The organism is Gimesia alba (genome assembly GCF_007744675.1).
GTDB classification, from domain to species: Bacteria; Planctomycetota; Planctomycetia; order Planctomycetales; family Planctomycetaceae; genus Gimesia; species Gimesia alba.
In genome coordinates this window covers 4,017,123-4,033,659 of sequence record NZ_CP036269.1, presented here as the reverse complement: position 1 = coordinate 4,033,659, position 16,537 = coordinate 4,017,123, and the positions used below count along the sequence as shown (strand labels likewise).

General features: G+C 44.8%; 12 protein-coding genes. 6 read left to right on the top strand and 6 right to left on the bottom strand.

Annotated elements, in window-relative coordinates; genetic code table 11:
- Window positions 1–5: 5 nt before the first annotated feature.
- Window positions 6–1,439, top strand: coding sequence for a DUF1501 domain-containing protein (locus tag Pan241w_RS15065; RefSeq protein ID WP_145217317.1), 1,434 nt, complete (start codon window positions 6–8; stop codon window positions 1,437–1,439).
- Between the two features lie 38 nt (window positions 1,440–1,477).
- Here the strand turns inward: Pan241w_RS15065 and Pan241w_RS15060 are convergent, their stop codons facing one another.
- Window positions 1,478–3,496 (bottom strand): CehA/McbA family metallohydrolase, encoded by a 2,019-nt coding sequence (locus Pan241w_RS15060; RefSeq protein ID WP_145217314.1) that lies wholly within the window; start codon window positions 3,494–3,496, stop codon window positions 1,478–1,480.
- Between the two features lie 551 nt (window positions 3,497–4,047).
- Here Pan241w_RS15060 and Pan241w_RS15055 point away from each other — a divergent pair.
- Window positions 4,048–5,517, top strand: a complete 1,470-nt coding sequence (locus Pan241w_RS15055) for a TolC family protein (protein WP_232107157.1) — start codon at window positions 4,048–4,050, stop codon at window positions 5,515–5,517.
- A 75-nt stretch (window positions 5,518–5,592) separates the two neighbouring features.
- Here Pan241w_RS15055 and Pan241w_RS15050 read toward each other — a convergent pair whose 3' ends face one another.
- Window positions 5,593–6,147 carry a HEAT repeat domain-containing protein gene (locus tag Pan241w_RS15050; protein ID WP_145217308.1) on the bottom strand — a complete coding sequence of 185 codons (555 nt, stop codon included), beginning with the start codon at window positions 6,145–6,147 and terminating at the stop codon, window positions 5,593–5,595.
- 239 nt (window positions 6,148–6,386) lie between these two features.
- On the bottom strand, window positions 6,387–7,283 hold the full coding sequence (locus tag Pan241w_RS15045) for an NAD-dependent epimerase/dehydratase family protein (RefSeq protein WP_145217305.1): 897 nt from the start codon (window positions 7,281–7,283) through the stop codon (window positions 6,387–6,389).
- A gap of 491 nt (window positions 7,284–7,774) precedes the next feature.
- Here Pan241w_RS15045 and Pan241w_RS15040 point away from each other — a divergent pair, with 491 nt between their 5' ends.
- The 4 genes from Pan241w_RS15040 (at window position 7,775) to Pan241w_RS15025 (ending at window position 12,813) form a co-directional block, all read left to right on the top strand.
- Window positions 7,775–8,599: a WxcM-like domain-containing protein gene (locus tag Pan241w_RS15040; RefSeq protein WP_197999942.1), complete on the top strand. Its 825-nt coding sequence runs from the start codon at window positions 7,775–7,777 to the stop codon at window positions 8,597–8,599.
- A 93-nt stretch (window positions 8,600–8,692) separates the two neighbouring features.
- Window positions 8,693–9,637 carry a class I SAM-dependent methyltransferase gene (locus Pan241w_RS15035; RefSeq protein WP_145217299.1) on the top strand — a complete coding sequence of 315 codons (945 nt, stop codon included), beginning with the start codon at window positions 8,693–8,695 and terminating at the stop codon, window positions 9,635–9,637.
- A 61-nt stretch (window positions 9,638–9,698) separates the two neighbouring features.
- Entirely contained in the window at window positions 9,699–11,882 is a 2,184-nt protein-coding gene (locus Pan241w_RS15030) for a glycosyltransferase (RefSeq protein WP_145217296.1), read from the top strand.
- The gene (locus tag Pan241w_RS15025) at window positions 11,866–12,813 is read left to right on the top strand and encodes a glycosyltransferase family 2 protein (RefSeq protein ID WP_145217293.1); all 948 of its coding nucleotides are present in this window, start codon (window positions 11,866–11,868) and stop codon (window positions 12,811–12,813) included. Before Pan241w_RS15030 ends, Pan241w_RS15025 begins: the two co-directional genes overlap by 17 nt.
- Before the next feature lie 469 nt (window positions 12,814–13,282).
- Here Pan241w_RS15025 and Pan241w_RS15020 read toward each other — a convergent pair whose 3' ends face one another.
- Genes Pan241w_RS15020 through Pan241w_RS15010 form a run of 3 tightly spaced genes read right to left on the bottom strand, consistent with a single transcriptional unit; the run spans window position 13,283 to window position 16,537 of the window.
- On the bottom strand, window positions 13,283–14,650 hold the full coding sequence (locus tag Pan241w_RS15020) for a hypothetical protein (RefSeq protein ID WP_145217290.1): 1,368 nt from the start codon (window positions 14,648–14,650) through the stop codon (window positions 13,283–13,285).
- 7 nt (window positions 14,651–14,657) lie between these two features.
- Window positions 14,658–15,581, bottom strand: a complete 924-nt coding sequence (locus Pan241w_RS15015; protein WP_145217286.1) for a GNAT family protein — start codon at window positions 15,579–15,581, stop codon at window positions 14,658–14,660.
- Window positions 15,578–16,537 carry a glycosyltransferase family 2 protein gene (locus Pan241w_RS15010; RefSeq protein ID WP_145217283.1) on the bottom strand — a complete coding sequence of 320 codons (960 nt, stop codon included), beginning with the start codon at window positions 16,535–16,537 and terminating at the stop codon, window positions 15,578–15,580. The genes Pan241w_RS15015 and Pan241w_RS15010 overlap by 4 nt, the downstream gene beginning before the upstream one ends.

The following is a 16,537-nucleotide window of genomic DNA, read 5'->3' as shown; positions in this document are numbered from 1 at the left end:
AATCTATGTTCTCCACACCGCACATTGAAATACCGCGAACCCGTCGAGAGTTTCTGGAAAAGAGTGGATTCGGATTTGGTTCCGTTGCTTTGGCGAGTCTGCTTGCGCAGGACGAGGCTTTGTCTGCTTCCGACAAATTTTCTGCCACTGCCGGACAGTTGCCGCATCATCGACCGAAGGCGAAGAATATTATCTTTTTGTTTATGGAAGGCGGACCAAGCCACATCGATCTGTTTGATCCCAAACCACTCTTGAATAAACTGGCGGGCCAGTCTCTCCCTGATAGCTTTGGAGAAATTCTAACGGCGGCAGGGGAATCTCGGTCACCTCTATTGGTGTCAAAACGAAAATGGAAACAACATGGCGAAGCGGGCACCTGGGTTTCCGACTGGCTTCCCGAAATCGCGACCTGCGTTGACGATATTGCCGTAATACGTTCCTGCTGGGCAGATGGTCTCAACCATTCATCGAGTGTCTGCCAGATGAATACGTGCTCATTAATTGGTGGTCGTCCTTCGTTGGGGAGTTGGGTGACATACGGGCTCGGCTCGGAAAACAGGAATCTTCCCTCGTTCGTTGTAATGCAGGACAACCGCTCATCGGTTGTAAATGGACCTCGCAATTGGGGAACCGGGTTTATGCCGGCGGTTTATCAGGGGATTCAATTGCGGGAAGGAAAGCAACCAATTCCAAATTTGAACAATCCTGAAGGAATTTCTGACAGACGTCAGCGTACGAAATTATCACTTCTGAAATCACTGAATCAGGGATTTGCAAGCCAACATACCAGACAAACCGAACTCGAAGCACGTATCGCCAGTTATGAGTTGGCATTCCGTATGCAGGCCGAAGCTCCAGAGGCAGTCGACCTTAGCCAAGAGACTGAGACAACCCGGAAGCTCTACGGGATGGATCAGGAAGAAACATCCTCTTTTGGTCAGTTGTGCCTGATGTCACGACGGCTGGTCGAGCGAGGTGTTCGCTTTGTCCAGCTTTATCATGGCGCCGGGAGTAAGTGGGATGCCCATACCGGCATTGAGAAAAATCATACCAAGCACTGTAAGGTGATGGACCTTCCGGTTGCCGGTTTGATCAAAGACTTAAAACAGCGCGGTTTATTAGATGAGACTCTTGTTGTTTGGGGGGGAGAATTCGGACGCACACCCATGTCAGAAAAAGGAGACGGGCGTGATCACAATCCAACGGGATTCACCATGTGGATGGCCGGGGGAGGTGTCAAAGGCGGTCAAACCATTGGCGCGACCGATGAATTGGGACTGCGGGCCATAGAAGATCGCATGCACGTCCACGACCTGCATGCATCGATCCTCCATCTGTTAGGTCTGGACCGCATGAAACTGGTCTACAAATACAACGGTCGTCCCGAACGTCCCACAATCAACGAAGGTGAGTTTCAAACGAAACTGGTGACAGGTTGAAGATTTCCGACTGCCAGAAACGATCGGGAAAACTTTTGTTATTCATTCGTTGTCGCCGATTCCTGTTGAAGCAGTTCTTTGGCGTGCAGCAAGACGGCTGAGTCTGATTTAATCGCCTCAGATTTCAGTAGCTTTTTCTTTAGAGCCTGCGTGAGCTTCTCATGCTGATTTCTAAAATCGGTGATGAGTCTTTTGGCAGTAGCACGGGGGGCGCTATATTTTCCGTCACCATCTCTATCCAGAAAAATCGGATTTGTGATTGCCTGCGTGGCCTTGCCATAGGTGGTCCAGCCGGGCAGTGTAATCCCATCTCCCAGGACAAATGCCACCACGTATGCATCATGTGGAGGTAATTCGAGCGAAAACTCGAGCGTCTGGTCTGTGGGCTGGTTCAATGTGGACTCGATGGTTTTCTGTGCGACTTTTTTTCCATTCACATAGATCATGGCTTCACGAGGACGGACCCAAGAAGGGGCTGCCACTCGTAAACTAGCAGTCAACTTTAAGCTTTGGTTGTTACTGCTGTTTTTAAGTGCTTCTGCTGAAGCAAGGTCTCCCATGCCAAATTGTTCATTCAGTGTCAGGTTGGCAAAGATGCCTGCTGCTGCCGTTGCCCGGCCTTCTGTGAATGCGCGATAGACTTCTTTACGATTGATCTGAGTAATGTCGTCTGTATGACTTTTGAGATAAGTGCGGGCCTGACCGACGGGATCGTTGACCGTGTGAGAATCAGTGGCCCCGACAGCAGTGAGTTTTAATCCGCGATTAAGGAGTGACATCCAGTCTTCAAGCGCATAGAAAAAATCAGGAGTTTCATTTGCCGGTTGTACCACTTCGTAACCGTTGAAATTAAAAGCAGGCCCCTCACTTCGCTTACCTGTGCTGCGATTGAAACGAAATCGTCCGAAGGGACCTTCGAGGATGCTGGGCCAATAGGGATGATTCAAGATGATGACTTCAGCCCCTTTCTTTCGCATGTCGGCGATCAGCTCATTCCAATTATCATTTTTCAAAAACAGGGGATTGCGTCCCTTCACACCGCCGGGAACTGCCTTTTCAGGATCAAATGGGAATGCAGTAAAATGACCGTTGCGAGTTGTGACCTCATCGCCAGAAATCGAATGGAAATGAGTTTGAGTCCCCGCGGCCTTTTGATATCTTGTATAATCCGAAATGTGATTGTGATCTGTGGCAACTGCCACTTCAATTCCTTCGCCGGCAATTGTAATCATGCGTTCTTCGAAAGTGGCATTTCCGTGACCGCTGCCAGGTAGTGTATGAATATGGCTGTCGCAGGCGATAAAACCAGTTGTATCAACTTCGCGTGAAATGACCAACGTGTGATGCTGTGACTTCTGTTTCTCAACAACGATTGGCTGTCTGGCGACGCCCCATTCCATGCCGCGCGTGGCATACAAGGTGTACTTTCCTGGAGGCAGCTCAAAGGAATCGCCGGTTCCCAATGTATAGAGGATACCGGGGCGTACTGCGGTGGTCGGCTGACGTGCATTGTAGAGCTTTGCGAGTTGTCCTCGTTGGTTTACTACTGTGATGCGTGCAGGCACGGGTTGTCCCTTTGGCGTGGTCACTTTCACGGTAACCGCTTCCAGTTGTAGTACCTGTTTCAGGGAGTGGGGTTCCAAAACAAAATTGCGTAACACCGCGGGTTGTCCACGACCTGTGACCGTCAGTCTGTTCTCACCCTCTTTGAGAACTTGGGAAGGCAAAGCAAAGCCGATGCGGTGAAATCCGTCATGGTTTTTATCTGAACCGATTTGGGGAGTATGCGCTTCAAGTCGGCCGAGGATTTTGCCATTGATGCTTACGTTCCAATATCCACCCGAACTTTGTTTTTGCAGATTCTGCTCGAAGAGCAGTGTGGACTCGGTTTGATTAGCCTTGGCAGAAAACGTTTTGTTGTACGTAACTTTTCCTTTAAATTCGTTTGACTTTCGATCAATGACGATCGTCTGCTCAGACGCTTCCAGAGCGTTAGTGAGCTTACAGATTCCACAAGTTGCTAACAAAATGAGCGATCCGATATGACGCAGGTCCATTCGCTGGACTCCTTTGGAGTTGGGGGGGGTATCAAAGCTGGCAGGACAAATTGATGTTTTCGTTTTTCCGGTGGGCGGGTTCGATGAAGGTCTGATAGTTGAATTTCATTAGCGATTATACTCAACAGGGAAATCAACATCGCAGTGACAGTATGTGAAATTTGTATGAACACGCAGAAATTGTTTCACAGATGCTCGGAGTAATGCTGCAGGATCGACTGTGGTCACGTTCTGTGCGAATGTGCATAAGGGACTTCGTCCTGCCTAATGGTCTCTTAATGTTAATTTGTGTGGGTTCTGCTGATTACTATAGCAATAGTATTCAGCACAGGGGCGATTTCACGGGAATCGCTCAGGTTGATTGAATGGCACAACCGAACAAAATAGTTGTATCGTCAGATTACGGACAATCGGACGATTCATCAATTCTGAAACGTTTACAGGTGTCAAAGTCAACCATGGTACGTTCAAAACATGACGGTTACGGGGTCCAGGTAAAGACGTTCGGAATGGCTTTTGTTGCAGGTTCCATACTGGTGACAGGCTGTTCAATGAATCCTTTCATCGCGAAAAACGAGATTGAGCAACCGAAGCCTCTCGTTGCGACCAGTAAGAACAAGAAACCTGAATTTAAAGCTGAGACAGACAGGGAACAAGATTCCGTTTCGACTGCAAGTCATAAGATTGTTGCCAGTGATGTTGAAAACACTGAGTCGGTGAAACTGGTTGATGCGGAAGAGCAGCTTTATCCGACACCGCTGGAACCGATTCAGGCTCCCGCGGCCGGAGATCAACCAGTCCTGACCGGTGGGATGTCTCTGCAGGATCTGGAATCGATAGCCCTTTCAAACAATCCTGCCATTCAGGAACTCGCTGCTACCACTCAGAAAGCAGCCGGATATCGAGAGCAAGTGACGACGCGACCGAATCCGACCGTGGGATATCAGGGACAGCAACTCGCTGACCGTGGGACCGATCAGCATCTGGCTTTTATCGAGCGGGAGTTCGTGACTGCGAACAAGCTCGAATTGAATAATCGTGTCTTGAATGCGACCTTGTCTGCTCAGTTACAAGAACTGGAAGCCCAGCGGTTCCGAGTCAGGACAGATATTCAAATCCGTTTTTATCAGGCGCTGGCACTACAGAAACAGCTGGATCTGATTTCTGAATTCTCGCAGGTGGCAGAGCAGGGACTGGACTTTGCTATTCAACGCAGGGAAGCCGGAGAAGGGACCCGGGTAGATGTGCTACAGTCTAAAATCTTGAAAAGTGAAGTTCATCTGACGCAACGACAGACCAAAGCAAAACTGGCAGCCGTCTGGAGAGAAATTGCCGCGATCTCAGGCATTCCGGAGTTGGAATACACAAAATTGCAGGGAACGCTTCCTTCAAAAATAGATGTGGTTGACTGGGAAGGACTGGCTACCAATATCGTCACATCCAGCCCGGAGTACGCTGCCGCGCACGATCGAATTTCCCGAGCCTATGCCGGCTTGGAGCGGCAGGAGGTTCAGCCTATCCCTAATATGACGGCACAGTTGGGGGCGGGGGTCGACTACGGGACCAACTCAGGAATGTTGAATCTGCAGGTGGGTGTGCCTTTGCCGATCAGTAATAAAAACCAGGGTAACATCAGTGCGGCTCAGGCAGAAATCTGTCGGGCACAAATGGAGGCCTTGCGGATCAAAAACGCCATTGAGGAGCGATTGGCAGTTGTTTCCAAAGAGTATGATACAGCCACAGCAGCCATTGAACTGTATTCGACTAATATTCTTCCCAGTGCCAAGGAGTCTCTGGATATCGCGAATCAGGCGTATCAGGCAGGTGAGGTTGGTTTCGTCCAGATTCTGCTGGCACGGAAAACATTTTTTGACACCAATCTGAAATTTGTGGATGCACAATCTCAATTGGCAGCCGCGCAGTCCAAGATTGATGGCTTCCTCCTGACAGGAGCACTCAACAACGTACGTGATGACAGCGGCGATGCCAGCTTGCGGGATCAGACCTTTAGCCAGCAGTAGTCCATTCATCCGTCGCAGAGATGTTGATCCAACGATCGATGAATTGCATCAATATTCTGATGTTATGGCATGCTCTTAATTCGACTCCTGTTTGCCACAGATGTGTGTAATGGCGTTCTTTGCTGCCAGCCGAGTATATTTGCACTCCGATTCAGTAGCAGCATTCAGCGCGTCGCATGCGGTCATTGCCGGTTCACCAATCCGCCCAAGGCGGAGAGCGGCCCAATTCTGCTCGTGGCTTGAGCCATGCATCAGTGTTTCTATAAACACCAGAATCGTGGCGGGGATTTCAATTCCGAATTCCTCCAGCGCGGAAGCTGCAGTAAATCGTACATGCCGGTCGGTATCTGACAAACATTCGCGAAACTGGTTTAAGATGACGTCTGGATTCTGGCCCCAATTAGGCAGTGTCGGATTTCGGTCGTCCAGCACCTGTTTTGTTATTCTGGTTGTAGTACTGTCGTGATTTTCGCACTCAATGAGCAACCAGATCGCTTCTTTGCGATGAGCGGCATTCTCAGACTCGAGTTTGTGAAGTAGAAATGGGACAGCAGCAGCTCCCAGCTTTTTGATCAGAACTCCCGAAGAGTCGCGAATGGGCGTCTTTGGATCAAAGAGCAACTCGAACACTCTGTCCAACCATGGAACAGCAGCTTCTCCATGTGCAATTAGACTGCGAACAGCCTTCCCTCTGCTGAGCCAATCGGTTTCATCGGATAGTTGTTCGATGATGCTTTCTAGTGACTGATCATCCATGGCTAAGCCAATACTGAGGGCAATGTTCTCTGGAATATAGTTTCATGAGTAGAAAAGAATCATGAAAACTAAAAACTAACAGCGAAAGCCAAGTAGAGTTAAGTCCTCTTTTGTCATAAACCAACATCATCCTTACTTAGTTCAAATCCTCTTGGCTCAAATTCAAAATCATTCTTCACATTCTTATTGGGGAAAGTAAGGTCTTGGTTCATTCTTTTAGCCATGCCGACGGACACTTTTTTAAAGCGTGGAAAGATGTGCAAGAGTGTTATGATAATTCGAAAAAAAAATAGAGGTAAGTGGAAAAAAATTGGTTTTACACCCAAGGTGGCAAATATCCTTTCGACCATATTTTTGTATGATAACGATTCTCCACCTGAAATATTGTATGCTTTGTTGGTTATGTTTTTTTTGAAGAGTGCCAGGTGACAAAACTGTGCAACATCATCGACATGGATAGGTTGTCTTAAGCCATTGGCCTTGCCTAAAAGTGGAAAAAAACCAAAACGTTGAATAAATCGAGAAATCCTTGTGATGTTCTGGTCACGTCCCCAGCCATAAATCATAGTGGTTCGAATTATAATCCATTCGATTTGATGTTGCTCTGCCCAGCTGATTAATTGGTGTTCACCGTCTGCTAAACGATTGGCGAGTTGTTGTTCTGTAAGATCGATCGAATCTTCTTTTGTAAAACGGCTGGTAGAACTGAGTGCAACAATGCGGCGTGCACCGCATGATTTTAATAAGGGAAAATATTCAGGTAAGACCCAAATTGGTGCCAGGCAAATCCAATATTCGATCCTCTGTTTGCCAGTCGCTAGAGGGCTATCATTTAGCAGACACCATTGGATCTTGCTGGTCTCTTCATGCGTCAATTTTTGTTGATTTCGACTGAATGCAGTCCAGGAATAGTCTCGGTCCGAGATTTGTGTGAATTCTGGCGCAAAGAGCCGGTCGCCAACGAAGCTTGTGGCTCCCAGAACTCCAATTACTAATTCAGGCTCTGACACTCTATGACCGTCTAGAAAGCTTAGTGTAAGTGTAACAGGCGTTGAGGCCAAGCGTCTTATTATTTTGACGCAGTATTCGTGTGTATGGGACTGCCATCAAAATAGAAATCCCATTATACGATTCGAACAATTAGAGACTCTATATATATGAGTCCCCCCTGTTTCACAAGGTGGGTTCCAGTAGATATAGGATATGAGACTTACGCATCTGGTATGACATGGGCTGAATCGAAGCAAGTTTAGGTGATTTATGCTGTTAATGCAGGGGAAAAATTCAATTGCACTAGTAAGAACAATTTGATATACATCCCTTAAAGGCAGGGAATGCCACTGTTTTCGATTCAAATACTCAGCGTCAAAATTAGTGTGTTCTGTTTTGCATATTTGGATTTAAATACGTTGTATTGGGTGGTTTTGTTGTTTTTTTTGACGGCCTATCCAAAGAAAGCCCCTTAGCAAGTAAGCTAAGTGTATCTGTGAAGGAGTACAGAGTGGTAGATGCTTCTGACGAACTGAGAGTGTTATTCTCAGAGAGTAGTCCCTCGGTGGAAGGCTCCCGAATCAATGTTCCTGGGGTTTATTACGGGCAGGGAGTCAATATTGACAAATCGGCAAAAATTGGCCCCAACGCTGTCATTCTAGGCCACGACGAAAACGGAAATCAGGCTGCTGTCATTGAGGAAGAGGCAGAGATCGGCGCGAATGCAACAATCCTTTCAGGGGTCACTGTGGGGGTTCGTGCCCGCGTTGCACCTGGTTCTGTAGTGACACGTTCCGTACCGCCCCTTGCCATTGTCGAGGGGAACCCAGCCAAAATCATTGGTTATGTGGAAACGTACAGCTCTGAAGACCCGACAATCAATATCAATCAAGTGGATTCAATCCCTTTGGGTTTTCGCCAAACTCGCGTGCGGGATGTAACAGTTCACCATTTCAATAAGGTTCCTGATCTCCGAGGCAGCCTTTCCGTAGGTGAGTTTGAGCGTGAAATTCCCTTCGTTCCCAAACGCTATTTTCTCGTTTACGATGTTCCCACTGCAGAAGTTCGCGGAGAACACGCCCACTTTCAGTGTGGACAATTTCTGATTGCTGTGAAAGGGAGTGTGAGCGTTGTTGTGGACGACGGTGATTTGCGCGATGAAATTTTACTTGATCGACCTCAAATGGGAGTTTATCTCCCTCCCATGACATGGGGTGTTCAATACAACTACTCTACCGATGCTGTTTTGCTTGTTTTTGCATCTGAGTTTTACGACTCAGATGATTATATACGAGACTATTCCAAATTTTTAGAGCTGGTGAAGCGCGCTGCTTGAAAAGCGAACTCATCCCAAGTCAGAGACAGTCTGATTTTAACTGGAACTATTTGTCGTAATAACCCATCAATTATGTCTCTAATGATATGAGCTATGATGCACATCCCGAATAACACTAGAGAAAACATCCTGGAACCAGAATTTTTAAGTGACATTGATTCCTGGCATGGGCATATCCCCTTTGCTTTTGAAATAATCAGGAATACAAAACCGAAACGTTTTGTCGAACTAGGGACGCACAAAGGTGACTCTTATTTGTCGTTTTGTCAGGCGGTAGAGCACTTTCAGACCGGAACTAAGTGTTGCTCCGTTGATACCTGGCAGGGTGATGAGCATGCCGGTAGTGATGCTGAGCTCTATGGAACCGATATTTATGAAACTCTGTCCGCATATCATAATGAAAAATATAGTACATTTTCCACTTTAATGCAGATGACATTTGATGAGGCCCTCTCTCACTTCAGTGAAGGGAGCATTGATCTATTGCACATTGATGGTTTGCATACTTATGAGGCAGTCAAACACGATTTTGAAACCTGGTTACCCAAGATGTCGACTCAAGGGGTGGTTTTGTTTCACGATATAGAAGTGAGATATAGTGACTTTGGCGTCTGGCAATTGTGGGATGAATTGTTGAAGCAATACCCTGGTTTTGGATTTACTCATTCTTATGGCCTTGGGGTTCTGGCTGTTGGTGATGAAACACCGGAATGGATCAACGAGATTGCCTCGCTCTCACCTGATTTGTTGGAAACCTGGAAAAAGAAATATGAATTTTATGGGAGGGCGATTCTAAGTCACTCTTATCAACGACAAATTGAGTACTTTAAGCGTCTCCTCGAACAAAAAGACGTAGAAATAAGTGCCCTCAAAGAGCAATTGGAAAACGTCTCAGACGAACTAAGTCAGAAACAAAAAGAACTTGTTATTGCACAAATGACGGTCAACAGACGAGATACACGATTGACTGCTCTCACTGCCCAGATCGAAGACATTGGCAAGCAATACGCTTTTGCACAACAGGCTTCGCAAGAGTAAAAAACTCCAGAATACTGGTTTCATATCTCAGTCTTAAAAAGAAAAAAAGGCTCTTCATAAGATGAATTTAGTAGATATTATCATTCCCGTATATGATGGATTAGATGATACAAAAAACTGTTTATTATCATTATTAGAGTCGTTAGATCAGAATGAGATTTGCTGTAATGTGATTGTCATAAACGACAAAAGTCCGAATGACGAATTGACTCGATGGGTCCAAAATTTTACAGAGTGTCACGGTTTTCTACTTATTGAAAATGAAACAAATCTGGGATTTGTAGCGACTGTGAATAAAGGTATGAGAGTCAATTCTCAAACGGATATGGTATTACTGAATAGTGATACTATCGTTGCCAATAACTGGATCGATCGAATGGTCGATTGTGCATATTCAAATCCGAAGGCGGGGACGGTTACTCCTGTTTCAAACAATGCCACAATCTGTAGTTTTCCCAATTTCTGTCAGGAAAATCCTGTTCCCTCGATGGGGGTTTCCGCTCTTGATCAAGTGTTTTCTTCCGTCAATTATGGATGTAGTGTTGAAATTCCAACAGGGGTTGGTTTCTGCATGCTAATCAAGCGAGATTGTCTGAACGATGCCGGATACTTCAACGAGCAGGCGTTTGGTAAAGGATATGGTGAAGAGAACGATTTTTGTATGCGAGCAGCAGGTAAAGGGTGGGAGAATATCTACTGTCTGGATACATTTGTTGCACATGTCGGAAGTGTGAGTTTTTCTTCAAAAAAACAAGCTTTAGTTGAGAATGCAATGGTCGCTCTGGAAGAGTTGCATCCGGGCTACCATCAGCTAATTGAGTCGCACATTCAAGAAGATCCTGCCAGACTATTCCGAGTCCGTGCTTTTCTGGATATGTATCGTCAGTCAACAATACCAAATGTGTTATTGATAAGTCATAACCTGGGTGGAGGTGTTGAAAAACACATTCAAGAATTAATTCGTGTTTATGATGATAAAGTAAACTTTCTGACTCTAAAGAAAAATAACGATCAAACATACGATCTATTATTTGGTCAGTTTGAAGAGAAATTACACTTCAATGTTCCCGACGAGTATAATGACCTTGTGTACTTATTAAATTCAATCGGGTTATCGCGAATTCATTATCATCATCTCATCGGTTTGCATACATGCCTTTGGAAACTGGCTCAAGATCTTGATGTTTCGATGGATTGCACGATTCATGATTTCTACTTGATCAATGGCAGCCCTACACTCACAGATAAATCAGGACGTTTCTGTACTGACATCGATACACGCGATAAGTTGTGTGCTGAAGTTTATCCATTACCTGGCGAGAAAAGTGTTGAGAACTGGCGAGAAAAAGTCAGTGGATTCCTCAGCAAATGCGAGCGTGTGATTTTTCCTTCGCTCAGCACTGCGGAAATATTTCAATCTTATTTCCCGGAAATTAACAGTATCGTTGCCTACCACTCAGATTCAGAATTATCAGCCTTTCCCGACCCGATAGGCTGGGATGCGAATAAATCGACTTTAGATGTTCTTATTTTAGGGGCAATCAGTCGGGAAAAAGGTGCCGACCTGCTGGAAGCGACAGCAATATTAGCAAAAGAAAAAAATATCTCGATAAAATTTCATTTACTTGGCTATGCCTATCGTCCTTTAGATAAGAGTGTTTCTACTTATGGGCCGTATGAAGTTACTCAATTTGCCAATAAACTGAAGGAAATCAAACCAGATCTCGTTTGGTTACCCGCTTTATGGCCTGAAACCTATAGTTACACACTGAGTGAGTCACTGTTCGAAGGAATTCCTGTATTAGTTCCGGATATTGGTGCTTTCCCAGAGCGAGTTGCTGGCAGGTCCTGGGCTCAGGTTTATCCGTGGAATTCATCTGCAGAGTATATGGTTGAAGTGTTATCAACGTTAAAAACGAATGGGATTTCTGAAGTACATCCAAAATCGAACAGCCCTCTTTCACAAAAATTGGATGACGATTTTTATCGAAACACTTATCTACGAGATCTCGAAGAAAACAGAAAAGCTCCACTTTATTACCTGAGTAATGAGTGGCTTGCTGGATACATCGCTCCCAAATCATCAGGAGATGTCTTATCAAATTCTGAGAGAATTCTCGTGAAGATATTTCGATTCAGAGGAACAAAGGCTGGTCGGGTTCTCAGTCAAATGATTCCGATTCAGTTCCAGCGTAAATTTAAAAAGTGGTTATCACGGAAGCCAATTCATGAGCTCATCAGTTAATCTTAGCCGACCACAAGTCAGCGTGATTATAGTTAATTTCAATTCGGCTGATAAGTTGCACCTATGTGTAGAGTCGCTTTTAAACGTCAATGCAAATCTTGATGTCGTGATCGTTGACAATGCTTCAATGGATGACAGCCTTGCACGTATGAATTCTGCTTATGGAGAAGATTGCAGAATTCGCATTATCCAAAACCAGGAAAACCTGGGATTTGCAGTCGCCTGCAATATCGGAGCCCGGCATGTGACAGGCGACTATCTGTTCTTTTTAAATCCTGATTGTAAGGTAGAAGAAGATTCCATCATAAAATTAATCGCTTGTCTTGATGAGGATTCCCAGGTTGGAATGGTCGGAGGGCTGCTGCTTAATAGTGATGGCTCAGAACAAGTAGGCGGCCGACGTGCTGTACCTACTCCCTGGCGGTCGTTAGTTCGCGTATTCCGTCTTTCGTGCCTTTCAAATCGTTATCCACGTCTCTTTTCAGACTTCAATCTTCATCTTCAACCGTTACCCGATCAGCCCATTGAAGTAGAAGCCATCTCGGGTGCATGTATGATGGTGCCACGTAAGGCATACGAAGATGTCGGTGGTCTCGATGAAGGTTACTTTCTGCATTGTGAGGATTTGGACTGGTGCATGAGTTTCTGGAAGCATGGCTGGAAGGTCAAGTTTGTTCCTGATGCAAAAATCTCACATTTTCAAGGAGCCTGCAGTCGTTCACGGCGCGTCTTCGTGGAGTGGAATAAACATAAGGGGATGATGCGTTTTTATAAGAAACATTTCCGACATCAGTATCCTGGGGTTCTAATGTGGTTTGTTTCTGTTGGCGTATGGCTGCGGTTCGGGTTGCTCGCTTGTTATTTTTCGATACGCAAAATTCTAAGATGGATTTCATCTTTTGGGGAAATTTCCAAGCCTGTGGTCAACTAACAGGAAATCAAATCCAGTTTTTTACGACTTGCAACGTGCTGGACTTTTTAAGACCGGGCTTTCTACAAACAGAGATCCAGAGGTCAATTAACTTTTAGTCAGTACAAGGACTTGGCTGAAGTAGATCGGTGTAGTAACGCTTGATTTTGAGCCAGTTGGCCTTAGGTTATTGGGTTAGGATGTGTATTTCCCAATAGCGTATCCGGAGTCGGATAATGAGCTATGAGGTGTTTGAAGGTCTGTGATCCGACTGCAGTCAATTCTGAGCCGGGAGTGAGCTCTCAAATATGATGCATTCACACTGTGTGTTGGACTATCTCAAACAAATGCCGTTTCTTAACTCTGTTCTTCTTCCGTTCGTACCAATGTCAGCATTCCAGCAACACTCCGCTGAAACGTCAAACTCAAAGTTCAACGGATTCAAAAATGGATGCCAGTTGCAAAAAAGACTGGCACAGTTTTGTCATGTCTATTGGTTCAACAATACATTGAGAGTAGAAACATAATAGGCAATGGGAACGATGATCAACATTGATACGAGATAGATCCCAACCATTTTGATTTTATTACGGCGAGCATAGTTCCGATATTCCATAAGATACTGAACGGTTAAAATCAGGAAAATAATCTGCATCGGCAGGGAGAAACGAAGTTCTAATGCGGTTGGCATCGTAAACAGGCCCCAAAAAAAGAGGCAAACAAGCGGCATGGTATAGTTGCCTATAAAAGAATCTTTCTTCGTGCAGTAAGTTATGGCTCTCCAAAGACCAATAATAAAGATCGTCTGCGATGTCAGGGTCGTGAGCCAGCGATATGGCGGCCGTAAATCTGCAACATAACAGAAGAGATACTCAAAATCGAATGCGGCAATGAATTTAAATAACACAGTGAGAAAGGCTTTTACAGGATGATAGAAATACCAACGATAACCAAGCTCACTGGCTGCATTGTCCGTCATGAATGGATTTGGATACCATATTGCGGGTTCACCACCACTGATATTGGTGCCGTACTTTAAGTTTTCAATCCCGACTTGAATCTGAAAACCGGCAAGGTCCTTCACCGGGAAGGGAGAGGCTTTTTGAAAGTTTACCGCATTCAAATAAAATTGAGGTATCAGTGGTGCTGCAAAAGTGAAAAATGCGAGGACCAAGAGTAATGTTAACTGCAACGGTTTAAACTTTGAATAAATGGCTTTCCATTTCAGCAGTAACATTACAAAAGATGTGCAGCAAATCCACAAACCCGCGGGACGTGTTACTAAGATGATGCCTGAAGCAGCAGCAATGAGAATGATTTCTTTTTTGAGATCAGAAGGATTATGGTCTTTGTTTACGAACTTTTCCAATCTGGTAAAAGCACTTAGCCATAAGATAAATAATGAGAGAAAAATTCCTTCTGTCAGTGAGAGAGATAAATATGGTATCACAAAAATATTTACACTGAGAACAACCAGAATGATTTGTCCCAGTTTTTTATTCTTTATTGAAATTGCTCTCGCCAGTCGATTCACACAAAAGAAATAAAAGCTTGTCTGAAATACAAACAGCAAGATGCGAGTTGGTAAATTAGTCACTTTTGACAAAGAAATGATCAGAGAAAGTACCCATGGGTAGAAATAGGTTCGCACATCTTTTTTATAAGACTCCATGCCGGTCTCGCTGAATTGTTGGGCAATGGACATGTATTGAAATGCATCCCAGTCAGGAGGGTGCATGGCTTGAATTATAAAAAAAACTGCTGAGAGCAAAAAAAGAGCTGCACCGCTTAGCCATAGAGTTGCTTTTTGATTGTCGAGATCATCTGTAGTGAAATTATCCGGTGTCGATTCGAGCATGATTTCCTCATTGTTTATTATATGCGGCATATATGTGCGTTGATCTACCATATTTGTAACCGAGTGTTTCGCAAACGTGAATTACGGCACGGTTCGTTGATTGAGTTGTGTTGACGATGCAGGACATTCCCTGTTGCCGCATCCAATCCATTAATGCGCTGTTCAACCAGCGATACCATCCTCTCCGAGACTCACTGACTGCAACCAGAACCAGTCTTCCGATTAGAAAATTTGCGAAGGTTTCAATACCTGCAGAGCCGCACACAAATGCACCAGGGGGTGCTGCATCCACATCCGGAACTAATACAACATCAGTAAGTCCACGCACACACTGTTCCACATATTCGGCGATATATTGATCCGCCGTTTCTGTTGAGAAAAAAGGATCGGCATGAAACCGGTCGTATTCGTTTTTGGCTTGTATGGCAACTTCCCGGAGGTTGGGGATGTCTGATTCGAGAGCGATGCGTACGTTCTGCCGTGTTTGATTTTCAGCCAGTTCCAATTGATTCTGGTAATGGGTGATCCGCGTTTCGATCAGTCGTATTCCAGCCAACCCCAGCGCCTGAAGAACAACAGTATCTTCCGAAGGAACTTCTGCAAAGAGATAGTAATCTGTCAGTTGGTGCTTAAGATCGTTTTGTAAGGACTGAATTATTTCAGCAATTTGGATTTGAGGATTATTAATATCTTCATCCCAGTCAACAAAGTCGATCCTGAAAATAGGACATTGAAAATAATTGCTGTCCCACTCCAGTTTTCGATACCAGAGGCGTACATCACTCCCCAAACAGTTTAAATCACCCCGATCTTTCGACGTGTTGAAGTTCTCTAGAATTGATCTAGAAATTTCGGATTCATATCCACGTAAAAAACTTACTGGAGAGTAATCTAATGCTCTTTGCTGTAATTCTGTTTGATGAGAATTCATGAATCGCCCTCGGGGTGATTCATGAATTCATGCTGTCGCATTACGATATGTAAAGGCCTCGACTTAGTATTTTCGTAAGTACGCCAGGCATAGGATCCAACAATCCCGAGAGAGAATAGATTGAATGCGCCAAAGAAAACGATTGCGATAATCGTGGCCGAGTAACCTGGTACTTCAATCCAATTTAACATTCGCAGGATGATTACAAGCAAGCCAAATAATGCAGATAAGACAGAAGTAGCACCACCTATTTGGATCAATAATCTGATCGGTAGATCGGTAAATGCGAAAGTACTATCTAACAAGTAATGAATTTTCTTGCTGAGAGTCCATGCCGACTTACCGTGCTTTCGTTCTTGACGTTCATAGCTGATAAATTTGCGCCGAAACCCCATCCAGAATATCTGAGCGATTAATGAACTGTGCCGTTCTTCGAGTTGCAGGAGCTGATCTCGAAATTGTTGGTTGCATCCAAAAATATCAACGCCACCTGGAGGGACATCGGGGACCACAAAACGTCGATATAAGCCCCAAAATATATTGGAAGGCAGCCTGGTTAAAAAAGGATCATTCCGCGCTTCGCGAACTGCGATAGCAACATCAACTTCGTTCTTTGCTAACTCTGCCCACATCTCAAGAACCAATTCCGGCGGTTCCTGAAGATCCGCTGCCATGACTGCAAAATACTCGCCGTTGCCTGCTTGAAGACCGGCACGGATAGCAGAAAATGAGCCGAAATTACGCGATAATAAAATCAATTGAGAAGAAAATGAATGGTTGGAAAGTTCTTGTAAGAGTATTTCATAACAACGGTCTGGACTACCATCAATGACAAAAACCACTTCAAGTTTATGTGGTAAATCTTTATGGAGCGATGCCAATGCAGCTAAGAGATCCGGAAGATTACTCTCATTTTTATAAACGGGAATGATGAGAGAGCAAGTGAGATTTGCCAA